This is a genomic window from Rheinheimera gaetbuli (assembly GCF_054781935.1).
In genome coordinates, this window is sequence record NZ_BAAGTL010000001.1 from 298,976 (window position 1) to 319,713 (window position 20,738).

A 20,738-nucleotide genomic window follows, 5' to 3' on the forward strand; every position below is an offset into this window, starting at 1 on the left:
TGCCGGCAAACAGGACTACCGGATGTCTGTACTTGAGAAAATTAACGCCCTACGCGAAAAGTTTCCCCGCGCCGAACAACAACTGGCCGACTATATACTGGCGAACCCGGATCATATTCGTGATATGCCGTCACAGCTGCTGGCTCAAGCAGTGGGCATAAGCCAGGCCAGTGTCGTGCGCTTTACCCAGAAGCTGGGTTACAAGGGCTACCCCGATTTTAAATTTGCCATTAGTGACAGCCTGCACCGGCAGCAACCTGCAGCCAGCAACGCAAAATTGCACGGTGAAATATCACTGGATGACAGCTTTGCCGCCATGAGCCAGAAACTGTTAGCCGGCAAAATTAACGTGCTGCAAAAAACCCATGCTATTAACAGCCAGGCCAGCTTTGAACAAGCCGCCTTGTGGCTACGCAGCGCTAAACGTATTTTACTCTGTGGTAAAGGTGGTTCAGCGCTGGTGGCAAAAGACTTTTCTTACAAGCTGCAAAAACTGGGCATGGCGGCGCTGGCCGAAACTGACACCCATGTGCAACTGGCTAATATTGCCAACTACAGCAGCAACGATGTATTGGTGCTGTTAAGTGAATCAGGTGAGACACCCGACAGCGTAAAAATTGCCGAACAGGCCAGCAGCAATGGTGTGCAAATTATCAGTATTACCGGCTACGGCAACAATAGTGTGGCGCGCTTGGCGGGTGTTAAACTGTACACCGTAGCCGATGAAAGCTCGGCACGCTTGTCGTCAATACTGGCCCGCAATGCTCAGGAGCTGGTCATCGACACACTGTTTATTCTGCTTACGCAAACTTGCCCGCAAGGCCGGCAAATGCTGGCGGCGTCCAATCTGGCAGTTGACAATTTTCTTGCCCGTAAACGCTAATACATAATGCATTTCTAATATAAAAAGCCCAAAACTTGATCCAGCGCATAAGCGCTGGTCACCTCTGCTTGTATAGTGCTGTGACTGTACCGCCAGATAGGTACAGCGTATTTCTCACCTATGCTGCGGAGCTTAGCGATGGATATAGTTGACCTGTCCCGGTTTCAATTTGCCTTTACGGCAATGGTTCACTTCTTGTTTGTTCCCCTTACTTTAGGTCTGGCGTTTTTATTGGCGATTATGGAGTCGGTGTATGTCATGACCGGCAAAACCATTTACCGCGATATGACCAAATTCTGGGGCAAATTATTTGGTATTAACTTTGCACTCGGTGTAACCACCGGTATTGCGATGGAGTTTCAGTTTGGTACCAACTGGGCTTATTACTCGCATTATGTCGGCGATATATTCGGTGCGCCACTGGCCATTGAAGCCTTAATGGCGTTCTTTCTTGAATCTACCCTGGTTGGCCTGTTCTTTTTTGGCTGGGATAGGCTAAGTAAAGAAAAACACCTGGCGGTTACCTGGCTGATGGCGCTGGGCACCAATTTATCCGCATTATGGATTTTAGTCGCCAACGGCTGGATGCAGTACCCAATAGGCGCTGAGTTTAATATCGACACCATGCGCATGGAATTGGCCAGTTTCAGCGAGGTAGTATTTAGCCCGGTGGCACAGGTTAAGTTTGTGCATACGGTATCAGCAGGTTATGTTACCGGTGCTATTTTTGTACTGGCAATTTCCAGCTGGTATCTGCTCAAAGGCCGTGATTTAGCCTTTGCAAGGCGCAGCTTTGCTATTGCTTCCGCTTTTGGTTTAGCCAGTGTGCTGTCGGTGATTGTATTGGGCGACGAATCTGGCTATGAGCTGGGTGACGTGCAAAAAGTAAAACTGGCCGCCGTCGAGGCAGAATGGCAAACCCATCCGGCGCCAGCAGCATTTACCGTGTTTGGCATTCCTAATCAAGACACCCAGACCACAGACTATGCGCTAAAAATACCAGCGGTGCTGGGGCTGATTGCCACCCGCTCGCTGGATGAACCGGTGCAGGGTTTAGCAGAGTTAAAGGCTAAACACTTAGAGCGCATTATCCGCGGCCAGGAAGCCTACGTGTTAATGCGGCAATATCGTGCTGGTGATAAGTCGCCAGCCACCGTTAGCCGTTTTAATGAGCTTAAAGAAGACTTAGGCTACGGCATGCTGTTAACGGCCTATACCGATGATGTTGCCAATGCCACTGCTGAACATATTGCCCGGGCAGTAGAAGACTCGGTACCACAAGTGTGGCCACTGTTCTGGAGCTTCCGCATTATGGTGGCTTGTGGCTTTGCTATGTTGCTGCTGTTTGCGCTGGCGTTTTGGCACAGCGCCAAACGCACCGTCGATAAACCCAAATGGCTGCTAAAATTTGCCGTGTTTAGCCTGCCACTGCCCTGGATCGCCTGTGAAGCCGGCTGGTTTGTCGCTGAATATGGCCGCCAGCCCTGGGCGATAGGTGAAATTCTGCCCACCCACCTGGCGGTGTCTCAGTTATCCGTAACAGATATCTGGATTAGCTTAATCAGCATCATGGTGCTGTATACCATCTTTGTGATTATCGAAATGTGGCTGATGACCAAGTACGCCAAACTTGGCCCGTCATCTTTGCACACCGGTAAATACGATTTAGAAAGCCCTGCTGCTGCGAAGGAGGCATAACATGGATTACGAAGCACTACGTTTTATCTGGTGGTTGTTAATTGGCGTGTTGCTGATTGGCTTTGTTATTACCGATGGCTTTGATATGGGCGTGGCTGCACTGTTGAAAGTGCTGGGTAACAGTAACGACGAGCGCCGCGTGATGATCAATGCCATAGCGCCGCACTGGGACGGCAATCAGGTGTGGTTAATTACCGCCGGCGGCGCTTTGTTCGCTGCCTGGCCCACGGTATATGCCGCCTCGTTCAGTGGTTTTTATCTGGCGTTAATGCTTACCCTGTTTGCGCTGTTTTTGCGCCCGATTGGTTTTGAATACCGTGCAAAAATAGATAATGAGCAATGGCGTAGCCGCTGGGATTGGGCGTTAACTGCCGGCTCAGCCATACCGGCGCTTATCTTTGGTGTTGCTTTTGGCAACCTGCTGCAAGGCGTACCTTTTTACTTTGACGATATCCTGCGCCTGCATTACACCGGCAGTTTCTGGGCGCTGCTTAACCCATTTGCACTGCTGGCCGGGGTATTAAGTTTGCTGATGATAGTAAATCACGGGGCTACTTACCTGCAGCTGAAAACCGAAGGCGAGTTAAAAGCCCGCAGTGAAAAGCTGTCTGCCATTGTCGCTCTGGTGTGTGCCGTCTTATTTGTGCTGGCGGGTGTCTGGCTATATGTCGGTATTGACGGCTATATCGTTAGTAGTGTGATTGACACCAACGGCGCTAACCGTACTACCGAAAAAATAGTAGAGGTGTCCGCTGCAGGCTGGTTTGTTAATTATGGCAAAGTACCGTTGTTATGGTTAATACCGGTACTGGGAGTGCTCGGTTTTATTGCCTGCGCACTGGCCAGTAAAGCCAAGCGCCATATCACGGCTTTTGTCAGCTCGTCGCTGGCTATGGCAATGGTTATTCTGGCCGCGGGTATCAGCATGTTTCCGTTTGTGATGCCTTCCAGCAGTCATCCGGCACATAGCCTGACCATGTGGGACGCCACCGCCAGCGAAACTACCTTAATGATTATGTTTGTCGTCGCCTGTATTTTTGTGCCATTGATCCTGGCGTATACCGCCTGGGGTTACTATGTAATGCGTGGACGCTTAAACGAGCAGCATATCCGCGACAACAGCCATTCACTGTACTAATACCAAATACTATAAGGAGCACATTATGTGGTATTTTGCCTGGATCTTAGGGGTATTACTGGCCTGCTCTTTCGGCATTATCAATGCGATGTGGCTGGAGTTAAAAGGCTACGAAGGCGAGGACACCCCCGCTGAGTAACCTACCTGACGTCAAACAGCAGCTTAATCAGCTGCTGTTTGCAGTAAAACCTAAACTGAACAACGCGCTGCTGCTGGCAATAATGGCAGCGCTGTTGTTTATTCTGCAATGCTATTTACTGTCGTTAGTATTTGCTGATTGGTTAAACACGATGGCAAACAGGCAAAGCCTGAATCTGCAATTGTTACTGAGTATACTGCCACTATTAGCACTGTGTCTGTTGGGTCGGCCATTGCTGCAATATGGCCGTGAGCAGCTGTGTGTAAATGCCAGCATGCAGGCACGATTGACATTACGCCAGCAGTTGCTACAGCACGTCGCTACTGCCGGGCCGGGTAAAAACCAATACGGCAGCGATGGCAGTATCAGCACCAAATTGTTAGAGCAGGTTGACGCGCTGGACGGCTTCATCAGCCGCTACTATGTGCAGCGCTATCTGGTGTTACTAACGCCAATATTACTGGCCATTGCCACGGCGTTTTATAGCACGCTTGCGGCGGCCATCTTATTAGTTACCGCCCCCTTAGTGCCCATGTTTATGATTATACTTGGTAACTCAGCAGCCACAGCCAGCCAGCAACAGTTTGCCGAGCTGTCGCGTATGGGTGGACGTTTTCTTGATCTAGTCCGTGGTTTACCGACATTACGCCAGCTTAATGCAACCGGGCGCGCAGCCAATTCCGTATCCAACGCCGCACAGCGTTACCGGGACAGCAGCATGCGGGTGCTGAAAATGGCATTTTTGTCTGCTGCAGTGCTGGAGTTTTTCTCAGCACTGGCCATCGCCTTGCTGGCGTTATATTTAGGTTTGGGTTTGTTGGGCATTCTGCCCTGGGCCAAAGGCGAGATACCGGTGCCTTATCAGGGCGCGTTATTTATTTTGCTGTTGGCGCCGGAGTTCTATGCCCCGCTGCGCCAGCTCGGTAGTGATTACCATGCTAAGGCGCAGGCCGAGGCCGCCATTGCAGAACTAGCGCCCATATTACAACGTCAGGCATGGCAGCATAGCGGTAGCCAGTCGCTGCAGCTTAGCCAGGCACCAGCACTGGTTATTAACCAGTTATATATCAATGGCAATGATGGCAGAACAAGGTTGGCACCTTTCAGCCTGAATATTCATAGCGGCGAGCGTATTGCATTGCAAGGCCCAAGCGGTAGCGGTAAATCCAGCTTGCTGCATGCGTTGCTCGGCTTTACACCTTATCAGGGCGATATTTTAGTTAATCATCAGCCGCTGGCCACACTTGAGCTGGCTCAATGGCAACAGCAACTTGGCTATATGGCCCAGCACAGCAGCTTTATGGCCGCCAGCATTGCCGATAACCTGCGCTTAGCAGCCCCCTCAGCCAGTGACGAACAGCTAAAACAAGTACTAGAGCAGGTTGAGTTGTGGCCGCTAATCAGTCGCTTGCCGTTGCGGCTAAACACCCTACTTGGCGAACGTGGTTTGGGCTTGTCCGGCGGCCAGTTGCAGCGACTGGCTCTGGCGCAATTATTACTGCGCAGCGCCCGCATCTGGCTGCTCGATGAACCCGCAGCGCACTTAGACGGGGCCACCGCGTACCGTTTACATCAGCTTATAGGCCGTTTAAGTGCCGGTAAAACCGTGTTGCTGGTGAGTCATCAATTGCACGGCTTGGACTGGCTGGACAACGTGATACAGTTGCCCGACGGCAGCACAAAATTACAGCATGAGGTTAAGCATGTCCGCGCCTGAGCCAATCCGCCTGCGAACATTAATGGCCAGCCGTCGTGGCGCCTGGTCACTGGCACTGTTGTTGGGCGTGCTAACGCTGCTCGCCGTGATCAGCTTGCTGGCATTATCTGGCTGGTTTATCAGCGCTGCGGCGCTAGCCGGCTTGGCAAGCTTCGGCCTGGGATTCGACTATTTTCGTCCGGCCGCAATGATCCGGCTCTGCGCCATAGGCCGCACCGCAGGGCGTTATGCCGAGCGGCTAAGCTCACATTATGCCGCTTTGGGTTTACTAAAAGATCTACGCCTACAGCAATTTAACGCTATGGCGCAAAGCAATGACACTAAGCGTCACTCGGCCGACAGCTTACAGCGACTGGTAAGCGACATAGATCAGCTTGACCAATTCCCGCTAAAAGTGGTTGCGCCCTGGCTATGGGGCATACTGTTAACTCTGCTGGTATTGCTGTTCTGGGCTTTGCTGTCAACCAGCTTATTGCTTGCTGCCATACCGCTGCTACCAGCAGTGTTACTGGTACCGGCGCTAACATTAAGCCGTGCTATGTTGTTAGCAAAACAGCAGGCCAGTACTGCCGCCAACCGAAGACAAACATTGCTGGAGCCTCTGAGTATGCTGGCAAACTTACTACTATGGCAACGCTGGCAACAAACGTTACTGCCGTTTCAGCAAGCCGATCACAGCCTTCTTAGCCTGCAACAGCGCCAGCAGCAGCTGGTAAGCCGCGCCGTGCTGCTACAACATAGTTTACTTGGTATTACCTTACTGCTGCTGCTGTGGCAAGGTGGCAACTTGTTAGCCAGCGCCAACTTAACCGTGCCGCTATTGCTGGCGGCGCTACTGGCACTGTGGGCGTTATATGAAGTACTGACACCTCTGTGCCACAGCGTTGTTGCCTTAGGGCTGAGCGTCGCTGCCCGCGACCGGTTAAATCAGTTTGGTAATGCTCTGGCGCCAGCCGGGGTTAAACCGCAACCTGAAGGTCCTTACCGGCTCAGCGTTAGTAAGCTATCAGCGCGGCACGAAGCCGCGCTATCCGGCCCAGACAATATAAGCTTTACACTGCACTCCGGCCAGGTATTGCTGGTCAATGGCGCCTCAGGCGCGGGTAAATCGACGTTATTAAAAGCGCTGGCCACTGAGTTGCCTTATCAGGGTGAAGCCATGTTAAACGGTCAGCCTCTAACACACTGGCAACTAAGCTATTGTATTGGCTATTTACCGCAACAGCCTGACTTGTTTGATTTAACCCTGGCGCAAAATCTGCGTCTGGGCGCTCCTGATGCCAATGATGCCCAGCTTTGGCAAGTACTTGAAGAGGTTGCATTGGCAGACTGGGCCAGAGCTCAGCCACAACAGCTGGCAACGGTGCTGGGCGAATATGGCGCCGCCGTATCGGGCGGCCAGGGCAGGCGCATTGCGTTGGCTCGGTTGCTATTAGCCAGTCGGCCAATTTTATTGCTCGACGAGCCATTCGCCGGGCTAGATAGCGCCACCACAGCACACATTGTACAGGCATTAGTCAACCGCCAGGCTAAGGGTATACTGATTATGGTTAGCCACCAACAGCTTAATTTACCAGCAGCTACCAGGCTGCAACTGTTCGCAGATCGTCATGATCTTTTACAAACGTGAACAAGCAAATACAGCACTACAATCATATGCTCATGATAATAAACATATAATTTCGATTGGCGCCGTTATTGCATGGTTTTTGCCATATAAATGTATAAAATAGCTGGCTGCGTTGTGCAGCATTAGTAGTACGCTGTGAAATAACAACACTGGAATTAAGGTATAACTATGGATAAGTTAATTGTTGCCTGCAGTTTACTTGCGTTGAGCGGGGCTTGTCAGGCCGCAACCCAAACCTGGGATTTTGTTGGCAGTGGCGGTAGCGGCTCAATCAGTCGCAATATCATCCCCAATACCGTCAATTTATCAGATGACGACAACAGCATGTCAGTCAGCATGACCGCCTGGTCTGCTTATAACCCCGGTGACTATGGAACTAATGAAACAATCTTTCAGGCGGAACTTTGGCTTAGCCAGTGGGGCACATTAGTTTTTAACAGCTCAAGTGATCAGCATTATGTTGATAACCTTGGCCGATATGATTTTATTCTGTTGTCATTTAGCGAGGAAGTTGAGCTGGCTGGTATTAGTGTGGCTTATGCCGACCAGGGTAGCGACATTTCTATTGCCGCCTTTAACAACAACCCGTTCACAGCAGGATCGCGGATGCAGCGTTGGAACGAGGTTAGTAGCTATGCCGTTGCATCGTCCAGTTTCTCAAATGTAGGTGCTTCACCGGCAAATCACTACTATTCGCTGAATACAGCTTCTAAACTGAATAACGGCATCAGCGGTGTAGCCAGTAAATACTGGATGATAGGTGCTTACAATGAGTTTTTTGGTAGTGGCCTTACAGCAGGCAACGATCATCTGAAATTTAGCGGCCTGACCACCAACACCACCACACCAAGAAACGAAATATCTGAGCCGGTTTCCTTATCACTGTTTGCAATGGCATTGCTGGTGTTAGCCGGACGCAGAAAATTCAGTTAAGTAACACGGTAAAATTAAAGCATCCTGCGGGATGCTTTTTTATTGCCTGAAAAAGTACCGGCACACAGACAAAAAAACCCCGCGCCATTGGCACGGGGTGTCAGATAAAAAGACAAAGGACAAGGATAGACGTAGTTTGGTGGTGACGTTTAGCTTGCGGGGGCTGCGACAGCTACTGCCTCACCCTCGCTCACTCGCTCCCGGGAAGTTCCACCAACTCTTCCCAGGCTGCTTACTTTACCGACGCGACAAACTCAGGGTAGGCTTCAATACCGCACTCTGAGGCATCAACGCCTTCATATTCCGCTTCTTCGCTAACACGAATACCCATAACCAGTTTTAACACATACCACACCACCAAACTGGTAATAAACACCCAGAAGAAAATCGCCGCAGCACCAATCAACTGGCCGCTAAAGGTTGCACCTTCTTTGGTTAGCGGCACCAGCAACAGACCGAATAAACCTGCTACACCGTGCACTGAAATAGCACCCACCGGATCATCAATTTTCAGCTTATCCAGGCCAATAATCGACGCCACCACCAGCACACCACCGATAGCACCGAATAAAGTAGCCTGCAGCGCAGTAGGTGTTGAAGGCTCGGCCGTAATGGCAACCAAACCGGCCAGAGCACCGTTTAACGCCATGGTTAAATCGGCTTTACGGAATAACACCACTGACAATGCCAGTGCAGCCACAGCACCCGCTGCAGCGGCGGCATTAGTGTTTAAAAACACCATCGCAACAGCATTGGCATTGCTGATATCACCCAGTTTTAGTACCGAACCGCCATTAAAGCCAAACCAGCCCATCCACAGCACTAAGGTACCTAATGTTGCCAGCGGCATATTGGCGCCAGGGATTGCATTTACTTTGCCGTCTTTGCTGTATTTGCCTTTGCGCGCTCCCAGCAGTAATACGCCAGCCAGTGCTGCGGCAGCACCGGCCATGTGTACTATGCCTGAGCCGGCAAAGTCGGAGAAACCAAACTGATCGTCCAGGTTAATGCCAAACATACCATCAGCGCCCCAGGTCCAGGAGCCGTGCACCGGATAGATAAAGCCGGTCATTACCACGGCAAAAGCCAGAAAAGCCCACAATTTCATCCGTTCAGCAACGGCGCCGGATACTATTGACATCGCAGTAGCAACAAACACCACCTGGAAGAAGAAATCCGACGCGGTTGAATACACGGCGCCGCCGGTAAAGCCGTCTTCACGCTCAGCAAAGCTGGTTAGCGTAGCGTCAACATCAACACCGCCAATGCCGCTTAAGAAAAACTCGCCGCCGTACATAAAGGCATAACCACATACCAGGTACATAATGCAGGCAATAGAGTACAAGGCTACGTTTTTGGTCAGAATTTCAGTGGTATTTTTTGCCCGCACCAGGCCCGCTTCCAGCATCGAAAAGCCTGCCGCCATCCACATTACCAATACCCCGCAGATCAGGAAGTAAAAGGTGTCCATGGCATACTGTAAGTGATAAATTTGCTCTTGCATGATAACAGCTCCTTATATGGCTTCAGCGTCTGACTCGCCGGTGCGGATGCGCACAGCCTGTTCCAGATCATAAACAAAAATTTTGCCGTCTCCGATGCGGCCGGTAAAGGCCGCTTTTTGGATAGCCTCAATTAAGCGGTCTACCTGATCATCCAGTGTGGCAATCTCGAGTTTCACCTTGGGCAAAAAATCCACCTGATACTCAGCACCACGGTATAACTCGGTGTGGCCTTTCTGCCGGCCAAAGCCTTTTACTTCTGTTACCGTTAAACCTTCCACCCCAATGTCAGCAATAGCTTCACGAACATCGTCCAGTTTAAACGGCTTGATGATGGCACATACAAGCTTCATATTGTGTTCCCTTTAGTAGTCGTCTTAGCGATTCATCATTTACTAAGGAAGCCTTGTGCCAACTTTTTTAAATATCTAATTATCAATAACTTAAACATTAAAGGCGATTACTGACGAAAAAAAACGCACCTAAATGGTGCGCTTATTCCCCGTGCAAGTGCAGTAGACGCTAAAAGCTAATCGGTTAAAAACTGCTGCCATTCGCGCAGCAGTTTCAGTAAATCCTCCAAGCCGCATTGCGTTTGCATGCCCTGCTCGTCCAGCTGTAAATCGTCATCGGCCAATTTATGCTGCTGCCGTTCAGGTAACGGCTGCTCTACCGCGTAAAACAGCGTGTTGTGGCTAAGGGTTACCTCACCATTGTCTACTTCCAGCAAAAACTCCTTACCCTGATACTGCGTGCTTTGATGCGATTTAAGCGCGCTTAACTGTTGCAGCAATGGCGAATACGCCTGTGCATCCTGGCCAAATTCATCCAGCAAAAACCGGCCTAATACTTCATGCTCTGCCGCCAGCCGGATGCTGAACTGCAGTGTATTGCGATCGTAAATAAAGTCGTATTCCATACTTCTGTTCCATGTTTAAGCAGCAGATGGAACTTTGCGCGAGCGCGCCTGCATGCTCTGCCTGGCTCGCCACAGCAACTCGCCCTACTGCCTGCGGCAGGGCTCAGACACTCTGTGTCGCCCTGTCAGAGATCCAGGCCCGCTAAGGTTGCGCAAAGTTGCGACAACCGAACGATTATCTGTTTGATGGTCATAAAATTGTAGCTGTTAGCTGCATATTAGCGAGCAGAAAAAAGGCCTGCAGTGGCAGGCCTTTAACATTGCAGCGTTAACTACACCGCTTGCTGAATAATCACGTTATCCGCTTTTTTGGTGTACTGCTCCATGCGGTGGAAGTTCAGGTAACGGTAAGTATCGGCTGCGGTAGCGTCGATTTGCTTAGCATATTCCAGATACTCGGCTACCGTTGGCAGTTTACCAATGATAGACGCTACTGCCGCCAGCTCGGCTGAGGCTAAGTACACATTGGCGCCCTGGCCTAAACGGTTAGGGAAGTTACGCGTAGAGGTAGACACTACGGTTGAGTTCTCTGCTACGCGGGCCTGGTTACCCATACACAGTGAACAGCCCGGCATTTCAGTGCGGGCACCGACTTTACCGAAAATGCTGTAGTAACCTTCTTCAGTTAACTGCGCCTGGTCCATCTTGGTTGGCGGAGCAATCCACAAACGGGTTGGCAACTGGCCTTTGTATTTGTCCAGTAACTTACCGGCAGCGCGGAAGTGGCCAATGTTGGTCATACAAGAACCGATAAACACTTCGTCAATCTTATCGCCTGCCACTTCAGACAATAAGCGCGCATCGTCCGGATCGTTCGGTGCACACAGAACCGGCTCTTTAATGTCCGCCAGGTCAATTTCAATAATTTCACTGTACTCAGCATCGGCATCAGCAGACATCAGCTGCGGATCTTTCAGCCAGGCCTGCATCGCGTTAATACGACGCTCAATGGTACGCACATCGCCATAACCTTCAGCAATCATCCACTTCAGCATAACGATGTTTGATTCCAGGTACTCAGCAATGGAGGCATCTGACAGCTTGATAGTACAGCCAGCCGCTGAACGCTCGGCAGAGGCATCAGACAGTTCAAACGCCTGCTCTACCGTTAAGTTTGGTAAACCTTCGATTTCCAGAATTCGGCCGGAGAAGATGTTCTTCTTGCCTTTCTTATCAACGGTTAACAAACCTTTCTGAATGGCTACGTATGGAATGGCATGTACTAAGTCGCGCAGCGTAATACCCGGCTGCATCTCGCCTTTAAAGCGCACCAATACAGACTCTGGCATATCCAGCGGCATAACACCGGTAGCGGCAGCAAACGCCACTAAACCAGAACCGGCCGGGAATGAAATACCAATCGGGAAACGGGTGTGTGAGTCACCACCGGTACCTACGGTATCAGGCAGTAACATACGGTTTAACCAGCTGTGGATAATACCATCGCCCGGGCGCAGTGATACGCCGCCGCGGTTCATGATAAAGTCCGGCAGGGTGTGGTGTGTATCTACGTCAACCGGCTTCGGATAAGCGGCGGTGTGACAGAAAGACTGCATGGTTAAATCGGCAGAGAAACCTAAACAGGCCAGGTCTTTTAACTCGTCACGCGTCATCGGGCCGGTGGTATCCTGCGAGCCTACTGTGGTCATTTTTGGCTCACAGTATGTGCCAGGGCGAACGCCTTTCACGCCGCAAGCTTTACCAACCATTTTCTGCGCCAGCGTAAAGCCTTTGCCTGAGTCGGCTTTAGCTTGTGGACGACGGAATTTGTCAGATGGGCCATGGCCTAAAAATTCACGCGCGCGGTCAGTTAAACCACGGCCGATAATCAGTGGGATACGGCCACCGGCACGTACTTCGTCAATTAAAACGTCCGTTGCCAGGCTGAATTCTGCCAGCACTTCATTAGTGCCGTGACGAACCACTTTGCCTTCGAACGGCAGAATGTCGATCACATCGCCCATTTCCAGCTTAGAAACATCAACTTCAATTGGCAACGCGCCTGAGTCTTCCATAGTGTTAAAGAAGATAGGCGCAATTTTGCCACCCAGCACAAAACCACCGCCACGCTTATTCGGCACGTAAGGGATGTCATCACCCATAAACCACAGCACTGAGTTAGTGGCGGATTTACGTGATGAACCGGTACCTACTACATCGCCAACATAAGCCAGCGGGAAGCCTTTTTTGTTCAGCTCATCTAACTGCTTAATCGGGCCAACTGTGCCCGGTTGATCCGGGGTGATGCCTTCACGGGCGTTTTTCAGCATCGCCAAGGCGTGCAGCGGGATATCCGGCCGTGACCAGGCATCCGGTGCTGGCGACAAATCATCAGTGTTAGTCTCGCCAGACACTTTAAATACGGTTACAGTAATTTTTTCTGCCAGCGCCGGCTTGCTTTCAAACCACTCGGCATCAGCCCAGCTTTGCACTACTTGCTTAGCATGGGCGTTGCCGGCGTCAGCTTTTTCAGTGACATCATGGAAGGCATCGAAAATCAGCAAGGTGTGCGACAGCGCTTTGGCAGCAATAGGCGCCAGCTTCTCGTTGTCCAGCAGACTGATTAACGGCTGAATATTGTAACCACCCATCATGGTGCCTAAAAGCTCTGTAGCATATTCAGCACTGATCAGGATGCTGGTGGCTTCGCCATTAGCCAGCGCGGCTAAAAAGCCGGCTTTAACATAAGCCGCTTCGTCTACGCCCGGTGGTACGCGGTTTACCAGTAAATCAACTAAGGTGTCTTCTTCGCCTTTTGGCGGGTTTTTTAACAGTTCAACTAAGGCGGCTACCTGCTCAGCATTGAGCGGTTTTGGCGGGATACCTTGCGCAGCGCGCTCGGCCACATGTTCGCGATATTGTTGTAGCACAGTATGATCCTCTTGGTCGTTGCCGGCAGTCTTGCTACTGCGGCGTCATTCTTAGAATGAATGGGCATAATTATATGAAAATTCGGGCCAGATTGACATCCGGCAGTTAACCACCCACGTTATAGTGGTTATAAATACGGTGAATACAAAACCGGATGTTATATATTCTTTGTTATAGTGGTCAGACCTCGCTATTAATACCAAAGGTTGGAATCCCGAACTGGGCGTCACAGAGTGTCTGAGCCCTGCCGTAGGCATTAGGGCGAGCTGCTGTGACGAGCCAGGGCGGGAGTTGCAACCGGCGGGCTAAGCTAAGCTGTAAAACAAAACGGCTGAGTAGTCACCCACTCAGCCTGTGCAGTGTAGCAGATTTTTATTACCCAGCGATTACCAGATCTTAACGCGCTGCTCTGGTGGCAAATACATCGCATCACCCTCTTTGATATCAAAGGCGGTGTAAAACTGCGGAATATTCGGCAGTACACCAATAACACGATAATGCGCCGGTGAGTGCGGGCCAGTGCTTAACTGACGACGCAGCGCTTCCTCGCGGAACTTGGTGCGCCATACCTGCGCCCAGCTGATAAAGAAACGTTGTTCGCCGGTGAAACCGTCCATTACCGGTGCTTCTTTGCCGTCCAGCGATAACTGGTAAGCTTTCAGCGCTACTGTCATACCGCCTAAGTCACCGATGTTTTCGCCCAGTGCCACAGCGCCATTTACGTTAACGCCTGGTATTGGCTCAAACTTGTTGTACTGGCCAATTAACTTGGCACCACGCGCCTGGAACTGGCCTTTATCCTGCTCAGTCCACCAGTTACGCAAGTTACCATCACCGTCGTATTTAGCGCCCTGATCGTCAAAACCATGGCCAATCTCGTGGCCGATAACGCCACCGATACCGCCGTAATTTACCGCATCGTCGGCGTCCATATTAAAGAATGGTGGTTGCAAAATAGCCGCCGGGAACACGATTTCATTGTTTACCGGGTTGTAGTAAGCATTTACCGTTTGCGGTGTCATAAACCATTCGCTCTTATCGATTGGCTTACCCAGCTTAGCGACCATTTCATCATAAGCACGATGGCTGGCACGCACAAAGTTACCCACTAAATCGTCAGCCTTGATTTCCAGGCTGGAATAATCTTTCCACTTATCCGGATAACCAATTTTTGGCGTAAATTTACTCAGTTTTTCTTGCGCAGCAACTTTAGTTTCAGCTGTCATCCATTCCAGCTCGTTAATCGAGATTTCATAAGCTTTAATTACATTAGCCACCAGGGTTTCCATCCGCGCTTTGGCTTCTGGTTTAAAATGGCGCTCTACGTACAGCTTGCCGGTCAGCTCACCCAACACCTGATCTGAGGCATCTACCGCGCGTTTCCAGCGTGGTTGTTGTTCCTGAATACCGCTTAATGTCGTACCGTAGAAGGCAAAACGGCGATCAGCAAAGTTGCTGCTAAGGCTTGCAGCAAAACCATGAATGGTTTTCATGCTGAGGTAATCCTGCCAGCTCTGTAAGTCGGTAGCCTCAAGTACTTTAGCAAAACCTTCAAAATAGCTTGGCTGACGCACAATAATGTCATTTGCAGCAGCTAACTTTACACCGTCAGCAAAAACAGCCCAGTCAAACGCCCCCAGGCTGGCATTTAAATCGGTAGCAGACATTTTGTTATAGGTTTTATCAGCATTGCGGCTTTCTAAACGGGTCCAGTGATGCTCGGCCAGGGCTTTTTCCAGCGCAAATACACGTTGTGCTGCGGCTTCAGCGTCAGCATAACCGGCCAGACTAAACATATCAGTTAAATATTGCTGATAGGCTTTAAGAATATTTTGCGATGCTTCATCATCTTTAAAATAGTAATCACGATCTGGCAGGCCTAAACCGCCCTGACCTAGATAAACGGCGTATTCGGTAGAATTTTTCGCATCATTATTTACAAACCAGCCAAACGGAATAGCAACGCCATCACGCTGCAAACGGGCGAATAACGCCGGCAGCTGAGCTTTATCCGTTACCGCTTTAATGGCATCCAACTGCGGTGTTAGCGGGCTTAAGCCCAGTTTTTCTATAGTGGCTTCATCCATAAAACTGTTATAGAAGCTACCCAGTTTCTGCTCGTCTGAGCCTGGTTTTAAGTCGGTACGAGCCGACACTTCATCAATTATGGCTTTTACCGCTTTTTGCGAATTATCAGCCAGTACATGAAATGAACCATATGAGGCTTTGTCAGACGGGATCTCAGTTTCAGCCAGCCATTTACCGTTAATAGCCAGGAAGAAATCTTCCGAGAATTTTACAGCCGGGTCAAAGTACTGCGTATCCACGCCGGATACCAGTGGCGCTTTTACTTCGGCTACTACCGGGGTTTGTACTTGTGCGGTGTCCTGTTTGTTACACGCCGTAAGGCCAAGTGCCAGCGCTACAGAGGCGGCGGCTAAGGTAAGCTTTTTCATTGTTGTTATCCTGGTTAGGTTACATATGTTACGCAGTTCAATACTACGCTGTTGCAGCGCTGATGCCAAACCAGTAACAACAGGAAGTTGTAACAAGTTATAAAAACGCTATGATGCTGCTTACTTACCGGCAAAAAACACTGACTTTTATGGATAAACTGCGCCAGGCCGACCAGTTGTTGCAGTGGACAGAGCAACAGCAACTTAACCCAAAGCAATTGCAGCAGGCAGCAACAGAGTATGTGCTGCATCCGGCCACAACCGACTGGTTAAAGTTAGCTAACCGGCTGCTATTATTTGTTGCCGTAATGCTATTTGGCAGTGCACTGATTTTCTTTTTCGCTTACAACTGGCCTTTGCTGCACTATTTGGCCAGGTTTGCTCTGGCGGGCGCTGCCGTAGCGTTAAGTGGCGTGCTGGCAATTTTTAGTCCGGTGAATAGCCTGGTGCGCCGCGCAGCGATACTGCTAACTGCTATTTTCAGCGGAGCCTTGCTAGCCTTAATAGGCCAAACCTATCAAACCGGTGCTGATATCTGGCAGCTGTTTGCCGCCTGGGCTGCCCTTATTACCCCACTGGTGCTGCTAAGTAAAAGCCGCGCCAGTTATCTGATCTGGTTTGCGCTGCTGCAACTTACGTTGTGGCGCTATTTGGACACTAATGCCGGATTCTGGATGTTTAATGACGCACAGCTGCTATTGCTGCCAACACTGGCTACTCTGCTGTTAATGCTGTTTGCCGAATTTGCCCTCTGCCGCCTGGGTGTCGTGCAGCATAGACCACTAGTGTGGCTGACGGCACTGGCACTGTTAGCACCTCTCACCTTAGGTGGCATTTTAGGGGTGTGGGAAAATAGCTACCTGCCGAATTTGCTCAGTTATCTACTGATCGCCAGTGTTTTAGCACTTTGGTACTTCCGCCGGCAGCGTGATTTGCTGATTTTTGCCCTACTCTTATTTAGCGCCATCGCCGTAAGCACCGCCATACTTAGCAGGCTAATGGATGGCACTGACAGCTTTTTTCTGATTAACCTATTGGCTTTTTACGTTATTGGCAGCAGCGCCGGTGCAGCAGTCTGGCTAAAACACTTGTTGCAGGAGGCTCAACATGGACAATAACCGCACCCTGCTTAACCGCCTGGAACAGGCTGACATTATAACTACAGATAAAGCGCGACAGCTTGGTCAGCACGGCACGCCCTGGTGGTTGCAACTATTGCTCGGCTTTGCTGCCTGGATAGCATCGATACTCATTATTAGCGCCTTTATCGGCCCCTTGTTGGCATTGGCCGACAATAACGCAGTGCGTGTACTTGCTGCGGCCATACTGCTGGCGACAGCTATTTGGCTGGCAACACAAGCACAGGAGTTTTTGCAGCAGATGTCGGTAGCTATCGCGCTGGCCGGCCACGGCTTGTTGGTCTATGCCTTGTACGAACTTTTTGGCCAGCAGGATGAAATGGCACGCTATGGCTGCGCGCTGATCAGTAGCCTGCTGTTGTTTAGCCCGTTAAATCAATTACATCAACGTGTGAGCCTGACTATCGCAGTTTGCTGCTTATTGTCATTAATCCACTCTGCGCCAGCCCTTGCCGCGATCAGTTCTGCACTGGCGGCGATTGCAGTATTGTTATGGTGCAGCAGGCCGCGCTGGGCAGCAATGGCGTACAGTGGCAGATTAAAAAGCATGTTGGAAGTAACAACATTAGCTGCTCTGGGTTTGACATTATTTGGCCAATGCCTACTGGTGATTGACAGCAGCAACTGGCTGGATGATAAGCTGGCCTTGGCGCGTGCATTATACAGTGCGCTGGGCAGCATATTATTCATCAGCACCGTGTTCTGGCTTAGCCGTTTGGCGACGGTGCCAAGCCGGCTGGCACTGCTTACACTGGCCACTTTGCTGTGTGTCTTGCTGTATCCTGCCTCAGGTTTACTAGCCAGCACCGCACTGATGCTGGCCTGTTTTTATGGCTGCAGCCGGCGCTGGACAGCGCTATGTTTGCTTAGCATGCTGTTTGCGCTAAGTCAGTTTTATTACAGCCTTGAGCTTACCTTACTGTATAAATCCGGCTTGTTGGCATTATCAGGCCTGCTAGTGCTGGCAGCCTGGCTATTGCTGCAACGTTATCAGCGGAGGTTGGTATGAGCCCACGTCTGACTCAGCTGGCAATAGCCGCCGCCGTGCTATTAATTCTGACCGCCAGCACGCTAACCATCTGGCGCTTTGAGCAAACGCTGATGACAGGCGAAACGGTAATACTGCAGCTGGCACCGGTCGATCCACGTTCAATTATGCAGGGTGACTATATGGCGCTGGCGTTTGCGATTGACCGTGAGCTGCCGGATGATGCCGCTCAATATAGTTATGCATGGCTAAGCTTGTCGGAACACGGTATTGCCAGCTTGTATAGCCTGAACAACGATTTACCCACTCAGGATGCTGTGATTGGCCTGCTACTACGCCCGCGTGATGGTATTGTCAGTGTTGGCCCGAATGCGTTTTTCTTTGCTGAGGGCAGTGCTGCCGTATATGAAGCAGCGCGCTATGGCCAGTTTAAAGTAGACAGCAGCGGCAAAGCCCTGCTGACAGCCTTACTGGATGAAAACCTGCAGTTGTTGGGCGAGAATATACGCTAACCGTCACACTGATAACAGCTGGGTTTACGTGGGCAGCTGTTGCCGCGGGCGCAAATCAGCTGCGCCGGCTTTTGTAAGCTACGCGCTACCCAGTTAATGTTCAGAATATTTGCCACACTGGTAAGCGCCGTTTGTATCGTTTTTGGCACTTTAGCGCCACCACTGCTGTCAATGCACAGTTGCTTTAACTCAGCGGCCATACTGTCGGCGTCTACCCCTTGCGCCAACAGCGCCGGGTTTAAATCGATACCAGCACAGAGCACATGAGCGTTGCCGGCTAAATCGGCCACTTTAGTCGACTCGCAGCAGTATATGCGTGGCGTACCGTTTACATCCAGCAGTGATAACTGCGCGCTACTGGCTACGCCATCAACATCAAACATCCGAAATACCGCCCAGTGCTGACAGGGGTCTTCCACCTGGCGCATATTGCCCCACGGCAATGGTATGCCATTGCCGCGATACACAGCTTTTAATTTACCCGGCGTATAGGCATCAAAATAATGCCAGTGGGTATAAGGCGATACCGCCGTCATGCGCCGCATGGCTACCGAAGCTGACACGCCGGCCTGCTGATGACTGCTTATTTCGTAGCCATGGCGGTCGAGCAACTGGCGAAACGGTAACTTGGGGCACAATAGCGCCCCGGCAAAAAAGCTTGATTCAAAATCACGCCAGGCATGCAAAATGTCCTGTGGCTGCACCGCGGTCGAGCTGGACAACTCATCATCATGCGCGCCGCCGACGGTCATACTGCTTTTAACACCGTCTTTATTGTGCAACACAGCATGGCCAATATGCACCGCCAGCTCGTACTTTAACCGGGTTGGAAACGCTTTTAGTAAGCTATTTAAATGCAGTGTATTGGGCGGCGTAAAAAACGACGTGGACACGTTTTTTGATAATACCCCAAGCTCATCCAGCAGCTCTTTCGGGGCAGCTTCAAACCAGCTTATCTTCAAGCCTAGCTGCTTGCAGATCAGCAGCAGCTCGTCCACGCTGAGTGGCATACGCTTTTGCCCGACGTCTTCGGCCGCACGCTCCAGCTCAGGAAAGTGGTTTTGGTGATGCTCCTGATGCGCACGGATCAGCAACTGAGCAAACTGCTTACCGCTGGTGCCGGTTTGCGACAGCATCTCCGGAATGGCAATTTGCAAAATATCATTGGAAAACAAAAAGCCGGGTTCCAGCGCCATGCCGCTGATACCACCACGGCTGCCTTTTTCGGGCGTTAAATCTTCACCGGCATCTTCACCGTCTAAAAACCAATCCAGATCTTTTTGAAATACTTCGGCTATCACCTCCAGCATTTCAATACCCGGCGTGCGTTTACCGCGCTCGATCATCGATAAATAAGACACCGATGGTGCATATTCCGGGTTAACCCGAATACAGCGGGTAGACAAATCTTCCATGGTTAAGTTATTGCGTTTACGCAGGTTTCTGATCTTGGTACCAAGGAAATGTGATTTGCGCAGCAGGCTTTTGTTTAGTTTCATTTTGTAAAATTCACACTGTAAAATTTTTATTGTGAAATTATGCTGTTTTTTAGCCTAGACTAGTTTTTAACCGATAGCAACTGGTCTGACGTTTAGACCAACTAAGCAGATACCCGGTAATTAAACTCTGGACTGGACGATAAACGTCGTTAAAACGAGGATGACATCATGACAACATTGGCCCAACAACACAGCACACCATCACAGAGCCACACTGCCTGGATGGCGACCGAGCTTAGCGTGATTAACGAGCTGAATCAGCGCCATGTTAAGCAGGTGATGGATTACTCCAAAGGCTTTCTAGACAAAACCTTTCCACTGCAGCAAGGCTCGCACAAAGACGTATGCAGCTATGTTGTGTACTACCAGCAACTGCTGGCGTTTTTTGCCGATGGCAGCACCAGCGGCCTGCAAAACCCGGCACAGTTTGTTGCGCTAAGCGGCCATCGTGAAACACCCAACTCCATCGTGCTGAACAACAACGGCCGCCATGTTGAGCTAATTTTAAACCGCACCGGCATTAACGGTTGCCAGGACAAAGCCAGCATAGATGACATTCAGCTGCAAACCTCAGAGCCTGATTGCATCTGGTTTAGCATGATTACCGGTCGCCAGGTAACGTGCGCCCACAAAGGCAATAAGCAGTTTACCTGCAAAGACGGCCTGCCATATCCGCTGGCGTAGCAAAGCCCGGACGCAAACAGCAACGACAAC

The 20,738-nt window shown here is 50.6% G+C and carries 17 protein-coding genes; 11 read left to right on the forward strand and 6 right to left on the reverse strand.

Annotation, left to right across the window (positions count from 1 at the left end; all coding sequences use genetic code 11):
* The first annotated feature begins 22 nt into the window (after positions 1-22).
* The 7 genes from ACYVIC_RS01390 (at position 23) to xdp1 (ending at position 8,138) form a co-directional block, all read left to right on the forward strand.
* Complete coding sequence (locus ACYVIC_RS01390) at positions 23-883, forward strand: MurR/RpiR family transcriptional regulator (protein ID WP_460856593.1); 861 nt, start codon at positions 23-25, stop codon at positions 881-883.
* 138 nt (positions 884-1,021) lie between these two features.
* Positions 1,022-2,581, forward strand: coding sequence for a cytochrome ubiquinol oxidase subunit I (locus ACYVIC_RS01395; protein ID WP_460856595.1), 1,560 nt, complete (start codon positions 1,022-1,024; stop codon positions 2,579-2,581).
* Position 2,582: 1 nt separating this feature from the next.
* Positions 2,583-3,719, forward strand: a complete 1,137-nt coding sequence (cydB, locus tag ACYVIC_RS01400) for a cytochrome d ubiquinol oxidase subunit II (protein ID WP_460856597.1) — start codon at positions 2,583-2,585, stop codon at positions 3,717-3,719.
* Positions 3,720-3,744: 25 nt separating this feature from the next.
* Positions 3,745-3,858 carry a cytochrome bd-I oxidase subunit CydX gene (cydX, locus tag ACYVIC_RS01405; protein WP_460856599.1) on the forward strand — a complete coding sequence of 38 codons (114 nt, stop codon included), beginning with the start codon at positions 3,745-3,747 and terminating at the stop codon, positions 3,856-3,858.
* Between the two features lie 55 nt (positions 3,859-3,913).
* Positions 3,914-5,575: a thiol reductant ABC exporter subunit CydD gene (gene cydD, locus ACYVIC_RS01410; RefSeq protein WP_460857222.1), complete on the forward strand. Its 1,662-nt coding sequence runs from the start codon at positions 3,914-3,916 to the stop codon at positions 5,573-5,575.
* Positions 5,562-7,205 carry an amino acid ABC transporter ATP-binding/permease protein gene (locus tag ACYVIC_RS01415; RefSeq protein ID WP_460856601.1) on the forward strand — a complete coding sequence of 548 codons (1,644 nt, stop codon included), beginning with the start codon at positions 5,562-5,564 and terminating at the stop codon, positions 7,203-7,205. The genes cydD and ACYVIC_RS01415 overlap by 14 nt, the downstream gene beginning before the upstream one ends.
* Positions 7,206-7,373: 168 nt before the next feature.
* Positions 7,374-8,138 (forward strand): exosortase-dependent surface protein XDP1, encoded by a 765-nt coding sequence (xdp1, locus tag ACYVIC_RS01420; RefSeq protein ID WP_460856603.1) that lies wholly within the window; start codon positions 7,374-7,376, stop codon positions 8,136-8,138.
* Between the two features lie 232 nt (positions 8,139-8,370).
* Here xdp1 and ACYVIC_RS01425 read toward each other — a convergent pair whose 3' ends face one another.
* From ACYVIC_RS01425 to ACYVIC_RS01445, 5 genes are all read right to left on the reverse strand, one after another.
* On the reverse strand, positions 8,371-9,642 hold the full coding sequence (locus ACYVIC_RS01425; protein ID WP_460856605.1) for an ammonium transporter: 1,272 nt from the start codon (positions 9,640-9,642) through the stop codon (positions 8,371-8,373).
* Positions 9,643-9,654: 12 nt separating this feature from the next.
* Positions 9,655-9,993, reverse strand: a complete 339-nt coding sequence (gene glnK / locus ACYVIC_RS01430) for a P-II family nitrogen regulator (protein WP_335737179.1) — start codon at positions 9,991-9,993, stop codon at positions 9,655-9,657.
* Positions 9,994-10,169: 176 nt separating this feature from the next.
* Positions 10,170-10,559 (reverse strand): YacL family protein, encoded by a 390-nt coding sequence (locus tag ACYVIC_RS01435; protein ID WP_460856607.1) that lies wholly within the window; start codon positions 10,557-10,559, stop codon positions 10,170-10,172.
* Positions 10,560-10,831: 272 nt separating this feature from the next.
* Positions 10,832-13,429, reverse strand: coding sequence for a bifunctional aconitate hydratase 2/2-methylisocitrate dehydratase (gene acnB, locus ACYVIC_RS01440; protein WP_460856609.1), 2,598 nt, complete (start codon positions 13,427-13,429; stop codon positions 10,832-10,834).
* A 387-nt stretch (positions 13,430-13,816) separates the two neighbouring features.
* The gene (locus tag ACYVIC_RS01445) at positions 13,817-15,886 is read right to left on the reverse strand and encodes a M13 family metallopeptidase (protein ID WP_460856611.1); all 2,070 of its coding nucleotides are present in this window, start codon (positions 15,884-15,886) and stop codon (positions 13,817-13,819) included.
* A gap of 110 nt (positions 15,887-15,996) precedes the next feature.
* Here ACYVIC_RS01445 and ACYVIC_RS01450 point away from each other — a divergent pair, with 110 nt between their 5' ends.
* From ACYVIC_RS01450 to ACYVIC_RS01460, 3 genes are read left to right on the forward strand one after another with little or no spacing between them, the layout of a single operon-like run.
* Entirely contained in the window at positions 15,997-17,004 is a 1,008-nt protein-coding gene (locus ACYVIC_RS01450; RefSeq protein WP_460856613.1) for a DUF2157 domain-containing protein, read from the forward strand.
* Positions 16,994-18,034 carry a DUF4401 domain-containing protein gene (locus tag ACYVIC_RS01455; RefSeq protein WP_460856615.1) on the forward strand — a complete coding sequence of 347 codons (1,041 nt, stop codon included), beginning with the start codon at positions 16,994-16,996 and terminating at the stop codon, positions 18,032-18,034. Before ACYVIC_RS01450 ends, ACYVIC_RS01455 begins: the two co-directional genes overlap by 11 nt.
* Entirely contained in the window at positions 18,031-18,525 is a 495-nt protein-coding gene (locus ACYVIC_RS01460; protein ID WP_460856617.1) for a GDYXXLXY domain-containing protein, read from the forward strand. Before ACYVIC_RS01455 ends, ACYVIC_RS01460 begins: the two co-directional genes overlap by 4 nt.
* On the opposite strand, the gene ACYVIC_RS01465 is transcribed toward ACYVIC_RS01460, so the two are convergent.
* Positions 18,522-20,024 carry a DUF3612 domain-containing protein gene (locus tag ACYVIC_RS01465; RefSeq protein WP_460856618.1) on the reverse strand — a complete coding sequence of 501 codons (1,503 nt, stop codon included), beginning with the start codon at positions 20,022-20,024 and terminating at the stop codon, positions 18,522-18,524. The two genes, ACYVIC_RS01460 and ACYVIC_RS01465, sit on opposite strands and share 4 nt — an antisense overlap.
* A gap of 168 nt (positions 20,025-20,192) precedes the next feature.
* On the opposite strand from ACYVIC_RS01465, the gene ACYVIC_RS01470 reads away from it, so the two are divergent.
* A complete protein-coding gene (locus ACYVIC_RS01470; protein WP_460856620.1) occupies positions 20,193-20,708 on the forward strand; it encodes an aldolase/citrate lyase/malate synthase family protein in 516 nt (171 codons plus the stop codon).
* The last annotated feature ends 30 nt before the right edge of the window (positions 20,709-20,738 follow it).

What these genes read in the sequence shown, in the direction of transcription:
- ACYVIC_RS01450 (WP_460856613.1), top strand. Translation starts at nt 15,997, where the DNA reads ATGATGCTGCTTACTTACCGGCAAAAAACACTGACTTTTATGGATAAA.
- cydX (WP_460856599.1), top strand. Translation starts at nt 3,745, where the DNA reads ATGTGGTATTTTGCCTGGATCTTAGGGGTATTACTGGCCTGCTCTTTC.
- ACYVIC_RS01470 (WP_460856620.1), top strand. Translation starts at nt 20,193, where the DNA reads ATGACAACATTGGCCCAACAACACAGCACACCATCACAGAGCCACACT.
- xdp1 (WP_460856603.1), top strand. Translation starts at nt 7,374, where the DNA reads ATGGATAAGTTAATTGTTGCCTGCAGTTTACTTGCGTTGAGCGGGGCT.
- ACYVIC_RS01425 (WP_460856605.1), bottom strand. Translation starts at nt 9,642, where the DNA reads ATGCAAGAGCAAATTTATCACTTACAGTATGCCATGGACACCTTTTAC.
- ACYVIC_RS01465 (WP_460856618.1), bottom strand. Translation starts at nt 20,024, where the DNA reads ATGAAACTAAACAAAAGCCTGCTGCGCAAATCACATTTCCTTGGTACC.
- ACYVIC_RS01455 (WP_460856615.1), top strand. Translation starts at nt 16,994, where the DNA reads ATGGACAATAACCGCACCCTGCTTAACCGCCTGGAACAGGCTGACATT.
- cydB (WP_460856597.1), top strand. Translation starts at nt 2,583, where the DNA reads ATGGATTACGAAGCACTACGTTTTATCTGGTGGTTGTTAATTGGCGTG.
- ACYVIC_RS01460 (WP_460856617.1), top strand. Translation starts at nt 18,031, where the DNA reads ATGAGCCCACGTCTGACTCAGCTGGCAATAGCCGCCGCCGTGCTATTA.
- ACYVIC_RS01435 (WP_460856607.1), bottom strand. Translation starts at nt 10,559, where the DNA reads ATGGAATACGACTTTATTTACGATCGCAATACACTGCAGTTCAGCATC.
- glnK (WP_335737179.1), bottom strand. Translation starts at nt 9,993, where the DNA reads ATGAAGCTTGTATGTGCCATCATCAAGCCGTTTAAACTGGACGATGTT.
- ACYVIC_RS01395 (WP_460856595.1), top strand. Translation starts at nt 1,022, where the DNA reads ATGGATATAGTTGACCTGTCCCGGTTTCAATTTGCCTTTACGGCAATG.
- ACYVIC_RS01390 (WP_460856593.1), top strand. Translation starts at nt 23, where the DNA reads ATGTCTGTACTTGAGAAAATTAACGCCCTACGCGAAAAGTTTCCCCGC.
- ACYVIC_RS01415 (WP_460856601.1), top strand. Translation starts at nt 5,562, where the DNA reads ATGTCCGCGCCTGAGCCAATCCGCCTGCGAACATTAATGGCCAGCCGT.
- ACYVIC_RS01445 (WP_460856611.1), bottom strand. Translation starts at nt 15,886, where the DNA reads ATGAAAAAGCTTACCTTAGCCGCCGCCTCTGTAGCGCTGGCACTTGGC.